Annotated in this window: 13 protein-coding genes; 6 read left to right on the top strand and 7 right to left on the bottom strand. The window is 48.1% G+C overall.

All coding sequences use genetic code 11. The features are described 5' to 3' along the window. Positions 1-5: 5 nt before the first annotated feature. A complete protein-coding gene (locus BM318_RS09620) occupies positions 6-686 on the bottom strand; it encodes a DUF4130 domain-containing protein (protein WP_092982408.1) in 681 nt (226 codons plus the stop codon). A gap of 137 nt (positions 687-823) precedes the next feature. On the opposite strand from BM318_RS09620, the gene BM318_RS09615 reads away from it, so the two are divergent. Then, positions 824-1,579 (top strand): XRE family transcriptional regulator, encoded by a 756-nt coding sequence (locus tag BM318_RS09615; protein WP_092982407.1) that lies wholly within the window; start codon positions 824-826, stop codon positions 1,577-1,579. A gap of 2 nt (positions 1,580-1,581) precedes the next feature. Here BM318_RS09615 and ggt read toward each other — a convergent pair whose 3' ends face one another. Continuing rightward, positions 1,582-3,270: a gamma-glutamyltransferase gene (ggt, locus tag BM318_RS09610; RefSeq protein ID WP_394333343.1), complete on the bottom strand. Its 1,689-nt coding sequence runs from the start codon at positions 3,268-3,270 to the stop codon at positions 1,582-1,584. A gap of 35 nt (positions 3,271-3,305) precedes the next feature. Then, positions 3,306-3,890: an acyl carrier protein phosphodiesterase gene (locus tag BM318_RS09605; protein ID WP_092982406.1), complete on the bottom strand. Its 585-nt coding sequence runs from the start codon at positions 3,888-3,890 to the stop codon at positions 3,306-3,308. Between the two features lie 101 nt (positions 3,891-3,991). Between BM318_RS09605 and glmM the strand changes: the two genes are divergently transcribed. Continuing rightward, positions 3,992-5,383 carry a phosphoglucosamine mutase gene (gene glmM, locus BM318_RS09600; protein ID WP_092982405.1) on the top strand — a complete coding sequence of 464 codons (1,392 nt, stop codon included), beginning with the start codon at positions 3,992-3,994 and terminating at the stop codon, positions 5,381-5,383. On the opposite strand, the gene BM318_RS09595 is transcribed toward glmM, so the two are convergent. Beyond that, positions 5,358-6,272 carry a lysophospholipid acyltransferase family protein gene (locus BM318_RS09595; protein WP_092982404.1) on the bottom strand — a complete coding sequence of 305 codons (915 nt, stop codon included), beginning with the start codon at positions 6,270-6,272 and terminating at the stop codon, positions 5,358-5,360. The genes glmM and BM318_RS09595 overlap by 26 nt on opposite strands. 56 nt (positions 6,273-6,328) lie before the next feature. On the opposite strand from BM318_RS09595, the gene BM318_RS09590 reads away from it, so the two are divergent. Both BM318_RS09590 and BM318_RS09585 read left to right on the top strand, forming a co-directional pair. After that, positions 6,329-6,976, top strand: a complete 648-nt coding sequence (locus BM318_RS09590) for a rhomboid family intramembrane serine protease (protein WP_092982403.1) — start codon at positions 6,329-6,331, stop codon at positions 6,974-6,976. A 120-nt stretch (positions 6,977-7,096) separates the two neighbouring features. Then, complete coding sequence (locus tag BM318_RS09585) at positions 7,097-8,725, top strand: LVIVD repeat-containing protein (RefSeq protein WP_092982402.1); 1,629 nt, start codon at positions 7,097-7,099, stop codon at positions 8,723-8,725. Between the two features lie 48 nt (positions 8,726-8,773). Here the strand turns inward: BM318_RS09585 and BM318_RS09580 are convergent, their stop codons facing one another. After that, on the bottom strand, positions 8,774-9,916 hold the full coding sequence (locus tag BM318_RS09580) for a TlpA disulfide reductase family protein (RefSeq protein WP_092982401.1): 1,143 nt from the start codon (positions 9,914-9,916) through the stop codon (positions 8,774-8,776). Between the two features lie 23 nt (positions 9,917-9,939). Further along, positions 9,940-10,431: a hypothetical protein gene (locus BM318_RS09575; RefSeq protein ID WP_092982400.1), complete on the bottom strand. Its 492-nt coding sequence runs from the start codon at positions 10,429-10,431 to the stop codon at positions 9,940-9,942. An 88-nt stretch (positions 10,432-10,519) separates the two neighbouring features. On the opposite strand from BM318_RS09575, the gene BM318_RS09570 reads away from it, so the two are divergent. Continuing rightward, positions 10,520-13,444, top strand: coding sequence for an FAD-binding and (Fe-S)-binding domain-containing protein (locus BM318_RS09570; protein WP_092982399.1), 2,925 nt, complete (start codon positions 10,520-10,522; stop codon positions 13,442-13,444). Here BM318_RS09570 and BM318_RS09565 read toward each other — a convergent pair. After that, positions 13,425-14,219, bottom strand: coding sequence for a hypothetical protein (locus BM318_RS09565; RefSeq protein ID WP_092982398.1), 795 nt, complete (start codon positions 14,217-14,219; stop codon positions 13,425-13,427). The genes BM318_RS09570 and BM318_RS09565 overlap by 20 nt on opposite strands. A 112-nt stretch (positions 14,220-14,331) precedes the next feature. On the opposite strand from BM318_RS09565, the gene aroC reads away from it, so the two are divergent. After that, the gene (aroC, locus tag BM318_RS09560; protein ID WP_092982397.1) at positions 14,332-15,396 is read left to right on the top strand and encodes a chorismate synthase; all 1,065 of its coding nucleotides are present in this window, start codon (positions 14,332-14,334) and stop codon (positions 15,394-15,396) included. Positions 15,397-15,398 lie beyond the last annotated feature (2 nt).

The raw sequence follows: 15,398 nt of genomic DNA, 5'->3' as shown, positions 1-15,398 counted from the left end.
AATTCCTATACCGCCTTTCTGATTCCTGAATTCTGATTGGATTCATTTTTCCATACTTCCAGTTCCAAAATGTTGTTGGAATTATTCCAATAGCTCAATTGGCCTTCCCGGACCTGAATTCCATAAGCACGGCCCTGATCGAACACTCCCCAATTCAGATTACCAAACTGGTTTCGGAAATGCCGGGTTAAAAGGGGGAGCACGTTGTACTTTGGTTTTAGGTAACAAATGGGGATTCTATTTTCCTTTCTCAGGAAAACGGCCCGATTTTCGCATTGCAGTTTTTCCTCTTCAACAGCTCGTGCCCAGCGGTTTATTGACAGCTGTAATTCTTTACGCGTGCGGGTTGTAGCTTCAGTATGACCAAAAAGTAAGCAGAGGTATTCCGCGATAATCTGGGCACTTTCCTGCTGTTCCGACAGGAAGGCAAAGTAAATTAACCGGGGGATATGCAACCCCTTACGGGAAAGTGCAATCCAAAATCGCTCAGCTTGTTGCCGCTCGCCGGCTTCTGAATAGTCCTGCCCGAACAGGTTTTCCTGACGCTCCCTGGGGGCCTGTTCAATGCTAAATGGGAAGGAGTTGTTGCCAATGATATCGCTTACTGTAGCGAGATAGCTTTGGAAGCCACCTTCAAAGAGGTAACGTACAGGGGGCTGAACTGCTGGGTTTGATGCTGGACTCATAATTTATGAATTAGGATATAATCCAAAAATATGTAATAATTCCTAATTATGGAAATATTCCAAATATTATTTTGGAATTATTCCGAATTGGCTATCTTTGAAGAAGTCATCTGGGACAAATTCATTAATACAGTATCATGGAACAGGAAATAAGTGGTAAGCGGTTTTCCGAATTACGCCGGGAGCTGGGTTTTACCCAGGCAGAGTTTGCCGAAATGCTTGGGATCTCCAATACCACGGCGGATATCGAAAGGGGAAGGACAAAGATTTCTGGTTTGGTTGTTGCACGCTTGCTCAAGCAGTTTAAAATAAATCCCCTCTGGCTTTTCGGGGAGAGTACCGAGCAATATTTAGAACCTGCAACGGTGAGCGTTATTCCCAAGGTTGTAACCGTTGATTCCTCCGATAATGAAAATATGGTCCTGGTCAATGCCCGGGCGGCGGCCGGATATCCACAAAACATTCAGGATACGAGCTGGTACCGGCAACTTCCGGCTTTTGATTTACCCATCCCTCAGTTCCGCAATGCAACCTATCGCGGTTTTCAGGTGGAAGGGGATAGCATGCTGCCCAACTTACAACCAGACGACTGGGTGTTGGCTAGGGCGGTAGAGTCCTGGGATGAAATCAGCCCGAACCGAATGTATGTAGTGGTGTTGACAGATGCGGTCCTGGTCAAGAAGATAGAGAAATTACCGGGCTCCGATAAATTTCGTCTGGTCTCCCTGAATCCGTCGTATCCCGCCTATGAGATACAGGAATCTCAGGTCCAGGAAACCTGGGAGGTCCGCAGTAAGATTACCTTTAGCCTGGAGGCCACTTCCGATAGCGGCTTGCTTAGGCAGCTTCAACAATCCATGGACGAACTTAAAGAGAAGTTAGCCGCGGGATAAGCTCAAAAACCCGAGGCGGCATCATCTCCCCGCACATCTGCTCCGGCTTCCAGCCGTCCATCTTTGAGAACGCGAATAGCATCGACTTTTCCGATAATTGGGGTTCGGTCCTGATTGATGATATACCCCCTTGTGATCAGGCTATCCTTCAGTGATTCCGGAAATCCTTCCGGTTCAAAGATGATCATATCCGGAAGCCATTGATGGTGAAAGCGCGGAGCTTCCACTGCCTGTTGCATGCTCAGGCCATATTCGTAAACATTCAGGATAGTTTGCGTCACTGCTGTAATTATAGTGCTTCCACCCGGAGTTCCAACAACCAGCCATAATTCCCCGTCTTTTTCCACTATAGTCGGGGTCATGCTACTCAGCATTCGTTTTCCGGGCGCAATACTGTTGGCTTCGGCACCGATCAGGCCAAACATGTTTGGCTCTCCCGGTTTGGCACTAAAATCGTCCATTTCATTGTTTAAGAAAAAGCCTAATTCCTGCACGTAGAGTTTGGATCCATAAGCGCCATTGAGCGTAGTTGTGGCAGAAATCGCGTTACCGAATTGATCTACAATGGAGTAGTGGGTAGTCTCGGAACTCTCATACATTGCAATTTCCCCTTTGCTTATAGTCTCAGACGGCGTGTCTTTTAAGGGGTTGTAGTTTTCCATTCGCTCCTGCAGGTAGTCGGGATCCGTAATCTCGGAGACGGGAATTTCCACAAAATCAGGATCGCCCAGATAATAGTTACGGTCGGCGTATGCGCGTCGCGCGGCCTCAGTAAAGAGTTGAATCCCTGCTGCACTATGATGCCCCATGTCGCTTACGTCATAGGGTTCCATCATTTTGAGGATCTGCTGCATGGTAATTCCCCCACTGCTCGGTGGTCCCATGGAAATTACGTTGAGATCGCGGTATTGGAAGGTTACCGGGTCCCGCCAGACCGCTTCGTACTGTGCCAGGTCTTCCATTGTAATGTACCCACCCCGCTTTTTCATGAACTGAGAGAGCACCTGGGCCGTTTCGCCCATGTAGAATTCGTCTCTGCCTCCCTCTGAAATACGGCGAAGGGTTTGGGCCAGAGCGGCATAACGTAAAGTATCTCCTGGTTTGCAGGAATTGGAAAATACAGTACTATCCCCATTTACTTCCAGGATCTGATCCCGGTAATTTTCGAGGCGGGCGGCTTGTTTCTCCGTGACCACTACGCCCTGTTCGCATAATGCAATTGTAGGGGCCAGTAATTCCTCCATTGGAAGACTTCCAAACTTTTCATGTACAGCAAATATCCCGGCAATGGTACCGGGCACACCAACTGCGGTAGCGCCGATCCGACTTAATTTGGGATCCGGATTTCCAAGGGAATCCAGGTACATATCTCTGTGGGCTGCCAGGGGAGCCTTTTCCCGGTAATCCAGTGTACCCGTTTGTCCGTCGGCCATTCGGTACACCATAAATCCGCCCCCGCCCAGATTTCCGGCAAAAGGGTAGGCGGCCGCCAGGGCGATTTCCGTTGCAATCATCGCATCGAACGCGTTCCCCCCTTTCTTCAACACCTCCATCCCGATTCGGGAGGCCTCGATCCGGGCAGAAACTACCATGGCATTGTTGTGAACCACCCCTGTAGGAGCAGCCTCGGGATTGGTTTTACAAGCATAGTGCAAAAAGGAATAACTGGAAATAAGTGCCAGAAAAAGCACGCGATAAAGCCGATGGAAAATAGGGTTGGTTTGCGTCAAAGCTGTTGGATTTTAAGTTTTGAAAAGGTAACTAATTCAACAAAAAATTCATGGAATTCAGTTTCAAACTCCTCATAGTGCCATTGCAAATCACTGATGGCCTCGTCCATACGACTACGATCACCTGCCCGGCGATCCATTCCCCGAAGCACCTGGGCTATCCCTTCGAGGGAAGCATAACTGAGCAACCAGTTAGAGCTGATCATATAGGGCAGGAAACGTTGGACACCTTTGGGTAGCCCTTTGAAGTTTTCCCGACACAGCCTGTAAAAATCAAGGGTGAACGTTTCCAGGTCCGTATCGTGATAGCGAGACCAGTTACGGGCCAGGAAATGATCGTAGTATATATCTACAATTACACGGCTGTAATGGCTGTGACGCTTGTGCAATCGCTTGCTACTGCTTCGGGCTATCGGATGTGTATCGGTATAGGTATCTATGGCACGATGTAGCAACACCCCTTTTTGAATGCCTTCCTCGTAATCCAGATAGTCTTTGGCCCGGATATGATCTCCGATGAAGTTCCCGATGGTCAAATCCGGATCACCGAAAGAGAGATAAATATGGGCAAGGAAATTCAAGGAATGAGCGCTGTGGTAGGTTTACAATCCGAACTAATGTACGAATTCGTTCCATAAAATATAAGAGCCAGCTATCTTTGCGACGAATCAATACCTATCCTATGACCCTGATCAAATCTATTTCTGGAATTCGCGGGACTATCGGTGGAAACCCCGGTGACAATTTAACCCCGCTAGACGCGGTTCGCTTTGCTTCTGCATACGCCAGCTGGATGCGGGAGCGCTATCCCGGTCGACGGCTTAAAGTAGTACTAGGCAGGGACGCCCGACTTTCCGGGGAAATGATTCAGGATCTGGTTGCAGCTACGTTGATTGGATGTGGGATTGATATCGTTGATTTAGGGCTTTCAACAACTCCTACCGTAGAATTGGCTGTTCCAATGGAGGTTGCCGACGGAGGCATAATCCTGACAGCCAGCCATAATCCCAAACAGTGGAATGCCCTGAAATTGCTCGACTCTCGCGGGGAATTTCTTGATGCTGCGGCAGGGCAACGGATTTTGGAGCTCGCCGAGGCGGAAGCTTTTGATTATGCTACCGTGGACGATTTGGGGCAGAAATCTGTCCGGGACGATTATTTAAAATTACACGTAGACCATGTGCTGGACCTGGAACTTGTAGATGCAGCGACCATCCGCAAGCAGAAATTTAAGGTAGTGGTCGATGGGGTATGTTCTTCGGGAGGTATCGCTATTCCGCTTTTGCTGGAGGCTCTTGGCGTAGAAGTGATTCCGCTTTATTGTGAACCCACAGGTCATTTCCCCCATAATCCCGAACCCCTGAAACAGCATTTGGGAGACATTTGCCGGGAAGTCCAGCAAACCGGTGCGGATTTTGGCATCGTAGTAGATCCCGACGTGGATCGGCTGGCCTTTATCGATGAAACCGGGGAGATGTTCGGGGAAGAGTATACCCTGGTGGCCTGCGCGGATTATGTGCTGAGTCGGACGCCGGGCAATACCGTATCGAATTTATCATCTACCCGAGCATTGCGCGATATTACCGAAAAGCACAATGGAAGCTATACTGCTGCGGCAGTCGGGGAAGTTAATGTGGTGGCAGCCATGAAAGAAACAGGTGCCGTAATAGGAGGTGAAGGTAATGGAGGGATTATTTACCCGGCCAGCCACTATGGCCGCGATGCCCTTGTGGGTACCGCGCTGTTCCTGATGCTCCTCAGTGAAAAGCAGCTGCCTGTTAGCGCGCTAAGAGCCAGCTACCCAGCTTACTTTATGAGCAAGCAGAAGATTGAGCTCGAGCCTGGTCTTGACGTAGATGCCTTATTAGCGGCAATGCACCAGCGCTTTAAAGATGAAGAAGTCAGCGCGGTCGATGGGGTCAAAATCGATTTTGAAGACAGTTGGGTCCACCTGCGTAAATCCAATACGGAGCCTATTATCCGTATTTATACCGAAGCGAGTAGTCAGCAGGCTGCAGATGATCTCGGTGCGAAGTTTATTTCAGAAATCAAGGCTGCCCGGGCGGCCCTTTAGCAGCTGGTTCCTGGCCTTTCTTTCCCCGGTGTTTCCATCGGCGATGTGTCCAGAAGTAATATTCTGGGGCCTTCTGAATGGATTTTTCCACTTCCCTGAAAAAGGCGTCGGTGATTTCGTAGTCTGGTATGGATCGGGGATCTTCGGTCAATACAGTAAAAGTACCTTGGTAAAATCCGCGTTTTAACTTTTCCACCTTCAGATACACCGGCGTAATATTATGTTGCTTGCACATTTCTTCAGCGCCGATATGCAGGGGAACCTCAATGCCCATGAATTTGCCCCAATGACGGGTACGGATAAGCATGGGAGACTGATCACAGATAATCCCGTAACTGCCCACGATGCCTTCTTTTTCGTTTTTGGCAATGATTTTTCGGGTTTCCTTTGTGGTAATCAGGGTTAATCCGAATTCCGCCCGGATATCTCGAACCAATTTGTCGAAATACTTATTGCCAATGGGCTGATAAACTCCGAAACCGAGCGATTTGATCTGGTTGTTTAATGAGAGTACCCATTCCCAACTGGCATAATGGGGGAGCATAACCATTGTACTTTTCCCTTGCGACTCAAGGCTGTGGATAATTTCGAGGTTTGTGAAAGTAAAGCGCTTGATTATTCCGTCATGTCCAATAGCCATGGTTTTGATCATTTCCAGGAACATATCGCACATGTGGGCATAGAATTTCTTTTCGATCTGTTTTTTCTCTGTTTCGGACTTGTCCGGAAAAACTAAGTTCAGGTTCTTTCGAACTACTTTTCTTCGGTAACCAATCAGGTGGAAGAGCAGGAAAAACAGGAAATCCGAGAGTAGATATAGCAACGAAAATGGAAGCCTGGCTATGAGCCAGAGCAGGGGGTATACCAGTAGGAAAACAAGGCGTTGCACACTCAAAATTATGGGCAAATATAGCTATATTTGACCCTATTGCCAGTTTACTTTCCATGCAATTAGACCTCGTTACTTTAATAATCATCGGAGCTAATGTAATTATCAGCCTCAAGGGATTTAACGATAATTATTTTTTCGACCGATACAAGTTTAATGTTAGCGCCATACGGGCAGGGCAGCGGGAGCGATCCATCACTTCGGGATTTCTGCATGTAGATTTCACCCACCTGTTTCTGAACATGTTTACGCTGTATTTTTTTGCAGATGTGGTTATTAACTGGTTCGGCCCGGGGAAGTTTTTATTGATTTACTTCGTGAGTTTGGTCGCTGGGAGCTTACTTTCCCTTTATTTCCACAAGAACGAACCCTATTACAGTGCAGTAGGAGCAAGCGGTGCGGTAACCGGAATTCTTTTTGCCGCCATTCTTTTACAACCCGATATGCGGCTGGCGTTACTGTTTATTCCCATCCCATTCCCGGCCTATGTCTTTGGGATTGCCTATTTGCTCTATTCTATTTACGGAATGCGAACCCGAATAGGGAATATTGGCCATTCTGCGCACTTTGGTGGGGCCATAGGTGGATTTGCCACAGTTTTGTTGTTCCGCCCCAGCCTGCTGAGTACGCAACCGCTTATGGTCGCATTACTCGCACTACCCATTGTTTTGCTGTTTATCCTGCAGCGCGCTGGGAAGTTGTAAACAGGCTACCGCTTACTGGTTATTTCTCATAGAAAACGTCAAGCAGCAAGGAAAATCGACGAAATTTCATACGAAACCATACTTCGATTCGTTAGGGTATTAGCCAAAAATTGAAGATATATGGTCAAACTTGCCAAACTCACCTGGATATTCCCCGTCCTTTTTATAGTGGGATGTTCCGACCAAACTACAGTCTTTCAAGACGATCTCGAGGACGATTTGATCCTCAACACCAATCAAAGTATTCTGGATCAGTCCGTGAGCTTTTCACAAGCCGGTGTGCTGGATATTTATGAGGAAGGTTTCCTCAGTAATCGTAGTAATGATGAAGCGGGGCAGTACCCGCTTACCCTGATTGCTTCTGTTGCGCCTCCGTCGAGCACAGCAGGAGATAATCTTACCGCCTCACACGTTGATCTTTCCGGAGATTACGTGTATGTCGGTTACAATACCGTTGGAAGCACCTATAAAGGCGCAATCGATGTTGTCGATATTTCCGATCCCCACAATCCCCGGGTACGTTCGCGATTAATCTATACCAATGCAGACATCAATGCCCTGAAATACAACAATGGGTATGTTTATATCGTCGGGGGTGTGGACTCGGAAACATCCGTACGGGCCACTTCCAATTCCTTTATTGCCAGAATTGCTGTAAACAGCGGTCGAATGAGTACCACGGGTATCCTCTACGGTTTCCAACAGGGATTCAATGCTACCGACCTGTTATTCAAAGATGGGAACGTTCTCGTTAGTTCTGGAAAGGAAGGAAGCATTACGGCGTATAATGCCGGAACCCTCGAAATAGTAAATGAAGCATATTCTGAAGATGTACGGTCCATGGCGGCCACCTCCAATGGACTTGCTGTGCTGGATGCCGGAACAGGTGTGAGGGTCCTGGATGCCAATTTGGTAGAAACCGGGATGATCCCCGTATCCACTGATCTGGGTGTAGCCACGAAAAAGACTATAGAAGTAAAAGATAATAGTGTTTTGGTTTCCGAAGCTGAGCGCGGTGTAGGGGTGTATGACCTCAATAATGGTAACCTGATGGAGTATCTGGAGATTCCGGTACGACCAGAGGGGGTAGATGCTGCCGATGTGGTGACCAATGCCGTATCCTCCAATGAGGAGGCAATCTTCATGGCCAACGGAGGTGCTGGTTTAAGTCTTTCCCAGGAGGAAAACGGAACTTCTCAAACCGTAGGTATCATTGAGCTGAATGGTTCAGTAAACTATGTGGTCTCACGAGGCGACTATGCTTTTGCTGCTACCGGAGAAGGAGGATTACAGATTATCAAGCTCAACCGTCCATCCAGTTCCCTGGAAGGCGCTTGCCAGAATCTGCCTGAGTACAGGAGCTCTTCGCGCCTGACTGTTAATGCCGGGGAAAATGAAGCCTATAGCGGCTCCCGTCGCCTGCGGAATATTTCAGTAGCTGGTGAGCTGTTGCTTTGTGGAAGCTGGACAGTAAGGGATGGCATTATCCTGGAACCGGACGGTGTTTTACAGGTTTATGGCAACATGACCGTTGCCCGTAATAGCCGGCGACGCGATGTTGTGGTTGCTGCTGGAGCCCGCCTGGTAGTTGAAGGCAATTTCACCCTCTTTGGTGACCTGACACTGGAAGACGGAGCAACCCTCGAGTTCTTGGGAGATGCGTCTACTATTGATGTCTTTGGAGATGTTGAGATTAACGGATCCGCACAAGTCCTGGGAACCTTCAGGGATGTACGCGATAAATTCTAAGGAAAAAGAAAATTAAAAAAGAAACCCGGCCATTGTAGCCGGGTTTTTTTAATCCAATAATTCGGAGATCTTGGCCTCAAGGGCAGGACCTCTGAGGTTCTTGGCGATGATTACGCCGTTTTCATCCAGCAGGAAGCTCGCCGGGATTCCCCGCACATTATACAGGGCTGCTATTTCATCAAAATATCGCACATTAGACACGTGGGACCATACCAGGCCGTCTTGCTCAATAGCTTGTACCCATTGCTCTTCATTGCGGTCCAGTGATACCCCGAACACAGTAAATCCTCTATCCTTATACTTGTGGTAAACCCGCACGATGTTCGGGTTCTCTGCGCGGCAGGGTCGGCACCATCCCGCCCAGAAATCTACCAGGGTGTATTTACCCAGGGCATCCTTTAATGCCAGGGTATCTCCCTGAGGGGTAGGGGCGCTAAACGCCGGCGCTTTGGATCCAATGGCCGTTCTTCCTTCAGATTCTACCAGACGCGCTATTTCCATACCTGCATTGGAACTTTGAATTTCCGCGGTAAGCCCATTGTATAATTCCTTTATAGTGGCCACCGTTTGCGTTTTGTTCTGGAGAATCCGGCTTAAAAGCAGTGCAGATATCAATGCGTCGGGATGCTCCTCCACAAAGGTTTTTTCAAAATCATTCATGCGGGATTGTAGTTCAAAGAATTCTTCCCGAAGCGCTTCCATGGTTGCCGTATCCTTTTGCATCATCGCCTGTTGCATATCGCGATTTATGCTACCCCGGCGTTCCCCCAGTTCCCGGGCGCCGTTAAGGTAACTGGAATAGGCTTCGTTTTGCGGGGATCCCCCGAAACGCACCAGGCGCAGGCTGTCTTTATGGCCTTCTATCCAAATAGCGCCTTCCTCCAGGACGAGGGGAATCGCGCCTTGTTGCCCTTCAACAAAAATGAAGTGCAATTCAGGTATTTCAATATTCCCCTGAAAGACAAATTTACCATCGGTGATTACTGCGGTGTCTACGTCAATGGTGCTGGCATCCGAAAGTTGCTTACGCAGGAATAAACGCGTGTCCTGCGGAAGATCTCCGGCCAGTTCCCCTGTGATTTCATAGGAATTTGGAGCAGCAGTTTCACAGGCTGCTAATAGTAGCAAAAACAGTGACAAAAGGCTGAACAAAGCCAACGGACGGGCTTTGTTGTAATCTTCGTATTTCATAGAAAAAGTTTGCGCCAAGGCAATCAAAATTGATAGCGGATTCCCAGGGCGATGTCGAAATCCAGATTGTCTGAAAATCCGTCGTATCCGATCAGCCCGATTTCAGGCCTGAAATCCAGGGATAATAATAAGGGGATATCAAAATTATACTCGATCCCGATGTTACCTGCTCCAAAAACGAACAGACCGTCGTCATCGTTATCAAAATCCGGATCCGGATCAAAATCCACACTACCCAAACCGCCACCTACACCGTAGTACCAGTTAAAGTTACCATCTAAAGGACGTACCCACTGGTAAAGTCCGGATAATTTAAAAGCGTCGAAGTTTCGGTTATCGCGCCATCCCAGATTAAATTCGAGACGGGTAGCCCGGGTCAGGGACTTTTGGTAAGACAATTCAGCTCCAAATCCATCGCTGTCACCCAATCGCAATCCAAGGGCATGATTCGAGATGGATTGGCCATAGGCCATAGATCCAACGAAGAAACAAAAGACAATTAATAAAGGTCGCATAAATTAAGATTTAGTTCACACCAAAAATAGCCCTAATTTGCCGCTCTTCCCTTAAGAAAAACTTAATTTAGCCCTTAAAATCGTCGACTTGCTTCCGGAAAAATACCTGATCGAACTTCGCGACCTACTTCAAGGCGAATTGCAATGGGATGAATTACAGCGGACCCTATACGCTACAGACGCTTCGGTATATCGAATCAAACCGTTGGGGGTAGCGTTTCCCAAAAACGAGTCCGATATTCAATTGCTCCTGAAATTTGCTGCTACCCATAAAATAGGGCTTATTCCACGTACGGCAGGGACCTCCCTCGCCGGTCAGTGCGTCGGTCCCGGATTGGTGGTGGATGTGAGTAAACACATGACCCGAATCCTTGAGTTGGACGAGGCGAAACAGCAGATTAAAGTGCAACCCGGGGTAGTGCGGGACGAATTGAATGCCTATCTGAAACCTTTTGGGTTGTTTTTCGGTCCTAATACTTCTACGTCTAATCGCTGCATGATTGGCGGAATGGCTGGAAATAATTCCAGCGGAACCACTTCCATTCGCTATGGGGTAACCCGGGATAAGGTTGTCGGTATGAAGATCCTATTGTCAGATGGAAGTCCGGCTACCATCCAACCGCTCGATTCCAGCGAATTCAAGGCGCAAACCGAAGCCCAGGGTTTGGAGGGAGAAATTTATCGCGGACTTGAAGCGATTCTTTCCGATCCCTCCAATGCAGCTTGTATTCGCAGTAAATACCCGAATCCCGAAATACACCGGAGGAATACAGGCTATGCGCTGGATCTCCTACTGGAAACCTCCCCTTTTGGCGCGGAGGAGCCCTTTAACCTGGCACAATTGCTTTGCGGGAGTGAGGGAACCCTGGCGTTTACCACCGAGTTGACCTTACAACTCGATGTCCTGCCGCCGCCTTGCAGTGCCATGATTGTGCCGCATTATGAAAGCCTGGAAGGCTGCCTCAGTGATGTAAAGCCAGTAATGGAGCATGGGCTCTATCTCTGCGAAATGATGGATAAAGTAATCCTGGATTGTACCAAGAACAATAGGGAACACAAGGAAAATCGATTTTTTGTGGATGGCGATCCCGCGGCCTTGCTCATGCTGGAAGTACGTGCGCAGGATGAAACGGAACTTGAGCAGGAAATAGGCAAGGTTTTAAAAACCCTCGAAAAATCGGGTTATTCCTATGCACACCCGGTGCTATATGGCGATCAAATCCAGATGGCTATAAGCCTGCGCAAAGCAGGTTTGGGCTTACTGGGGAATATGATTGGGGATAAGAAAGCCGTTGCCTGTATCGAAGACACGGCAGTAGCGCTAGGCGATTTGAAACCATTTATCATGGAGTTTACCGCGATCATGGATCGCTACAAACAACAGGCAGTTTATTACGCCCATGCTGGAGCAGGCGAACTTCATCTCAGGCCCATACTCAACCTGAAGGAATCCGAGGATGTTATCCTGTTTCGTTCCATAACCACAGAGGTAGCCAAACTAACCCGTAAATACAATGGATCCTTTAGCGGAGAGCACGGAGATGGTATTGTTCGGGCCGAATTTATCCCATTGCTACTGGGAGAACAGAACTACGAGTTGCTCAAGTCGGTAAAAGCGCTCTTTGATCCCAATAGGATACTCAATCCGGGTAAGATTGTCGACGCCCTACCCATGGATCGATCGTTGCGTTACGAGCCGGACCGGGAGGAACCGGAAATCGAAACCCTTTTTGATTTTTCAGACAATCAGGGAATATTGCGGGCCGCCGAGAAGTGTAATGGCAGTGGGGATTGCAGAAAATCACACCAGATGCCCGGAGCAATGTGTCCGAGTTACCAGGCCACAAAGAATGAAAAGGATACCACACGAGGAAGAGCTAACACCTTAAGGGAATTTTTAACCCATTCGGAATCCGCAAACCGCTTTGACCACAAGGAGCTGAAAGAGGTTTACGATCTCTGCCTGAGCTGCAAAGCCTGCGCGCGCGAATGTCCCAGTAATGTAGACGTCGCTACTTTGAAGGCAGAAATGCTGTACCAATATCAGGAGAAAAACGGGTATAGTCTGAGAAGCAAAATGTTTGCTCACAGCACGCGTATCAATGCACTCAACAGCAGGTTCGCAGGACTGAGCAATGCGGTGCTTCAAAGCAAAATAGGGGGTGGGCTGGTTAAAAAATTGATGGGAGTGGCCCCGGAACGCAAATTGCCCGCGGTATCCAATTTTAATTTCAACAGCTACCTCCAAAAGCAATGTAAAGCAAAAGATGTAGCGTCGGCAAGCAAGCCTGGCCAGAAAGTGGCGCTTTACATTGATGAATTTACCCGTTACCTCGATGTGGATCAGGGCCGGGATGCGATTGACTTACTCCTGGCCTTAGGTTATGAAGTTGAGCTGTTCTACGCCGACAGCGGGCGGACCTATATTTCAAAGGGATTTTTGGAAGAAGCACGGGCACTGGCACATAAAAATAAACCTGAACTCCTGCAGTTTGCCCGACAACACACCCCATTGCTAGGCCTCGAACCCTCTGCCATACTTACATTCCGGGACGAATACAAGCGCTTTGGCCTGGAACAGTCAGATATGGAAGCCATAGCAGGAAATTGTTTCCTTATTGAAGAATTCCTTGCAGCAGAAATAGCTTCAGGTAAGCTGAATTCAGAGCTGTTTACCCGGGAAGAACGAACGGTCAAGATCCATAATCACTGTTATCAAAAGGCCTTGTCGGATCAGAAAATTACGTTCGACATCTTGAACCTCCCGGTGAATTATAAGGTGAGCATCATTCCTTCGGGTTGTTGTGGAATGGCGGGTTCTTTTGGTTATGAAAAAGAGCACTACCAGGTGAGCATGCAGGTAGGAAGCTTAAAACTTTTTCCAGCTATTGAAAAAACAGATAAGGAGGTGATCCTTGCGGCCAACGGTACCAGTTGCCGACATCAAATAAACGACGGGACCGGCCGGAAGGCCAAACACCCGGTTACTATCCTCAAAGAAGCCCTGCTTTAGACGACCGACCCAAATTGGACAATAAGCTGCGGATGGTCATGTGTTTTAATTCTTCATCTGCAAAAAAGGCTGGAAGTTTGTCCTCGCTGTAGCGATAGAGCTTCCAACGTTTGAACGCATACTCGAGAGCAGTCAATTTTCCAGACCAGGCGCCGGAATTGATTAGCAGGCAATTTCCCGAACGTGTAACATTCCATTGTTTCCCTTCATGGGCCCACAGACTGCTAATAAGGACGTTGTGGTTTCTGGCAACGGCCAAATCCGTAAATTTTTTGTCTTGTCGTGTGGTATTGGATTTAGCCACCAGTACTTTTCTATTCAGACTTTTTATTCCCCCTGCAAAAAAAGTAACCAATAAAGAATCCCTAATTCCCGCCAGATAGCGAAGCATCGGTATGTTGCGCATAACAACTACCTGTTCCGCTGGTAATATCCAGGTTTCTTGGCCGTGTAAATTTAAAGTTAACTCCCTGGAGAAACGGAATCCCCCCGCCTCGGTAATCCCCAATTTGTGCAAGGCGCTTTTATTTACTTTTCCCACTATATGTACTACGGTGTCACCTTGCGCCATTTTTTGTATCCGCTTAAGGACTTTCCGATGCACTTTATTGAGTTGACTTATATCAGAAATAGAATCGGAAACAAACAAGCCATTGAGGATGAGTGCCTTAGGGCTGATGCTGCTTAGGTAAGATAGCAATTCATTAGCGCGGCAGCGGTCCGTGCCGAGCTTTACCTCAGCCAACAAGGCAATATCTATTTTCCGCTTTTTCAATGGGGTAGTTCTGTTTAGATAAAGTTATTTACCCTATTGGATTACTGGGTTCCCGCGAAGTTGAAGGTTTAAATAACAAAGGGTTATCAAAAGATTAAATACCTTTGGGTTTATGGCAGGAAATACATTTGGAAACGCCTTTCGGCTGATGACTTTCGGGGAATCCCATGGCGCCGGATTAGGCGGAATTATAGACGGTTGTCCGGCTGGGCTGGAAGTAGACATGGAATTGATTCATCGCGATCTTGCGCGTCGCAGGCCGGGTCAATCCGCTATCGTTACCCAACGCAAAGAACCCGATCAGGTTGCGTTCTATTCCGGAATATTCGAAGGGAAGACCACCGGGTCACCTATTGGTTTCCTGATTCAAAACACCAATCAAAAATCCAAGGATTACTCTCATATTGCGGACAGCTACAGGCCCTCTCACGCCGATTATACCTTTGACCAGAAATATGGGTTTCGCGATTACCGTGGAGGTGGACGGAGTTCTGCCCGTGAAACAGTAAGCCGGGTAGTTGCCGGTGCGATCGCCAAACAGTTGATTAGCCCGGTGACCATACAGGGCTATGTAAGTCAGGTGGGCGAGGTCCGTTTGGAGAAGCCGTATAACGAATTGGATTTGTCCCAGGCCGAAAACAATCCGGTACGGTGCCCGGATCCTGAAACCGCCGAACAAATGGAAGCACTCATCCGCGAGGTTCGCAAGGAAGGGGATACCATTGGAGGGGTGGTGAGTTGTGTTATCAAAAATGTACCCAAAGGCTTGGGAGATCCTGTTTTTGATAAACTCCATGCCCGTCTTGGGCACGCCATGCTGAGTATTAACGCGGTAAAGGGGTTTGAATACGGGAGCGGATTCGAAGGGGTAACCATGAAAGGAAGTGCCCACAATGATGCTTTCAATTCCGATGGAAGTACAAAAACCAATTTCAGCGGTGGGGTGCAAGGGGGTATTAGCAATGGAATGGATATTTATTTCAACGTTGCGTTCAAACCTGTAGCCACCTTGATCCAATCTTACGACACCATTGACAAGGAAGGTAAGGAAGTAACGGTTCAGGGTAAAGGGAGGCATGATCCCTGCGTAGTTCCTCGAGCTGTCGCGATCGTTGAGGCCATGGCCGCCCTGGTTATTGCCGATGCCCAATTACTCAACCGACTGGCGAGAAAGTAAGC

It is taken from the genome of Robiginitalea myxolifaciens (assembly GCF_900115205.1).
GTDB lineage: Bacteria > Bacteroidota > Bacteroidia > Flavobacteriales > Flavobacteriaceae > Robiginitalea > Robiginitalea myxolifaciens.
The sequence above is the reverse complement of the archived record's forward strand: the minus strand, read 5'-3'. Positions and strand labels throughout refer to the sequence as shown.

Excerpts from the sequence above, each read along its gene's own strand:
- BM318_RS09580 (WP_092982401.1), bottom strand. The coding sequence starts at position 9,916 with ATGAAATACGAAGATTACAACAAAGCCCGTCCGTTGGCTTTGTTCAGC.
- BM318_RS09620 (WP_092982408.1), bottom strand. The coding sequence starts at position 686 with ATGAGTCCAGCATCAAACCCAGCAGTTCAGCCCCCTGTACGTTACCTC.
- BM318_RS09590 (WP_092982403.1), top strand. The coding sequence starts at position 6,329 with ATGCAATTAGACCTCGTTACTTTAATAATCATCGGAGCTAATGTAATT.
- BM318_RS09615 (WP_092982407.1), top strand. The coding sequence starts at position 824 with ATGGAACAGGAAATAAGTGGTAAGCGGTTTTCCGAATTACGCCGGGAG.
- BM318_RS09585 (WP_092982402.1), top strand. The coding sequence starts at position 7,097 with ATGGTCAAACTTGCCAAACTCACCTGGATATTCCCCGTCCTTTTTATA.
- aroC (WP_092982397.1), top strand. The coding sequence starts at position 14,332 with ATGGCAGGAAATACATTTGGAAACGCCTTTCGGCTGATGACTTTCGGG.
- BM318_RS09575 (WP_092982400.1), bottom strand. The coding sequence starts at position 10,431 with ATGCGACCTTTATTAATTGTCTTTTGTTTCTTCGTTGGATCTATGGCC.
- glmM (WP_092982405.1), top strand. The coding sequence starts at position 3,992 with ATGACCCTGATCAAATCTATTTCTGGAATTCGCGGGACTATCGGTGGA.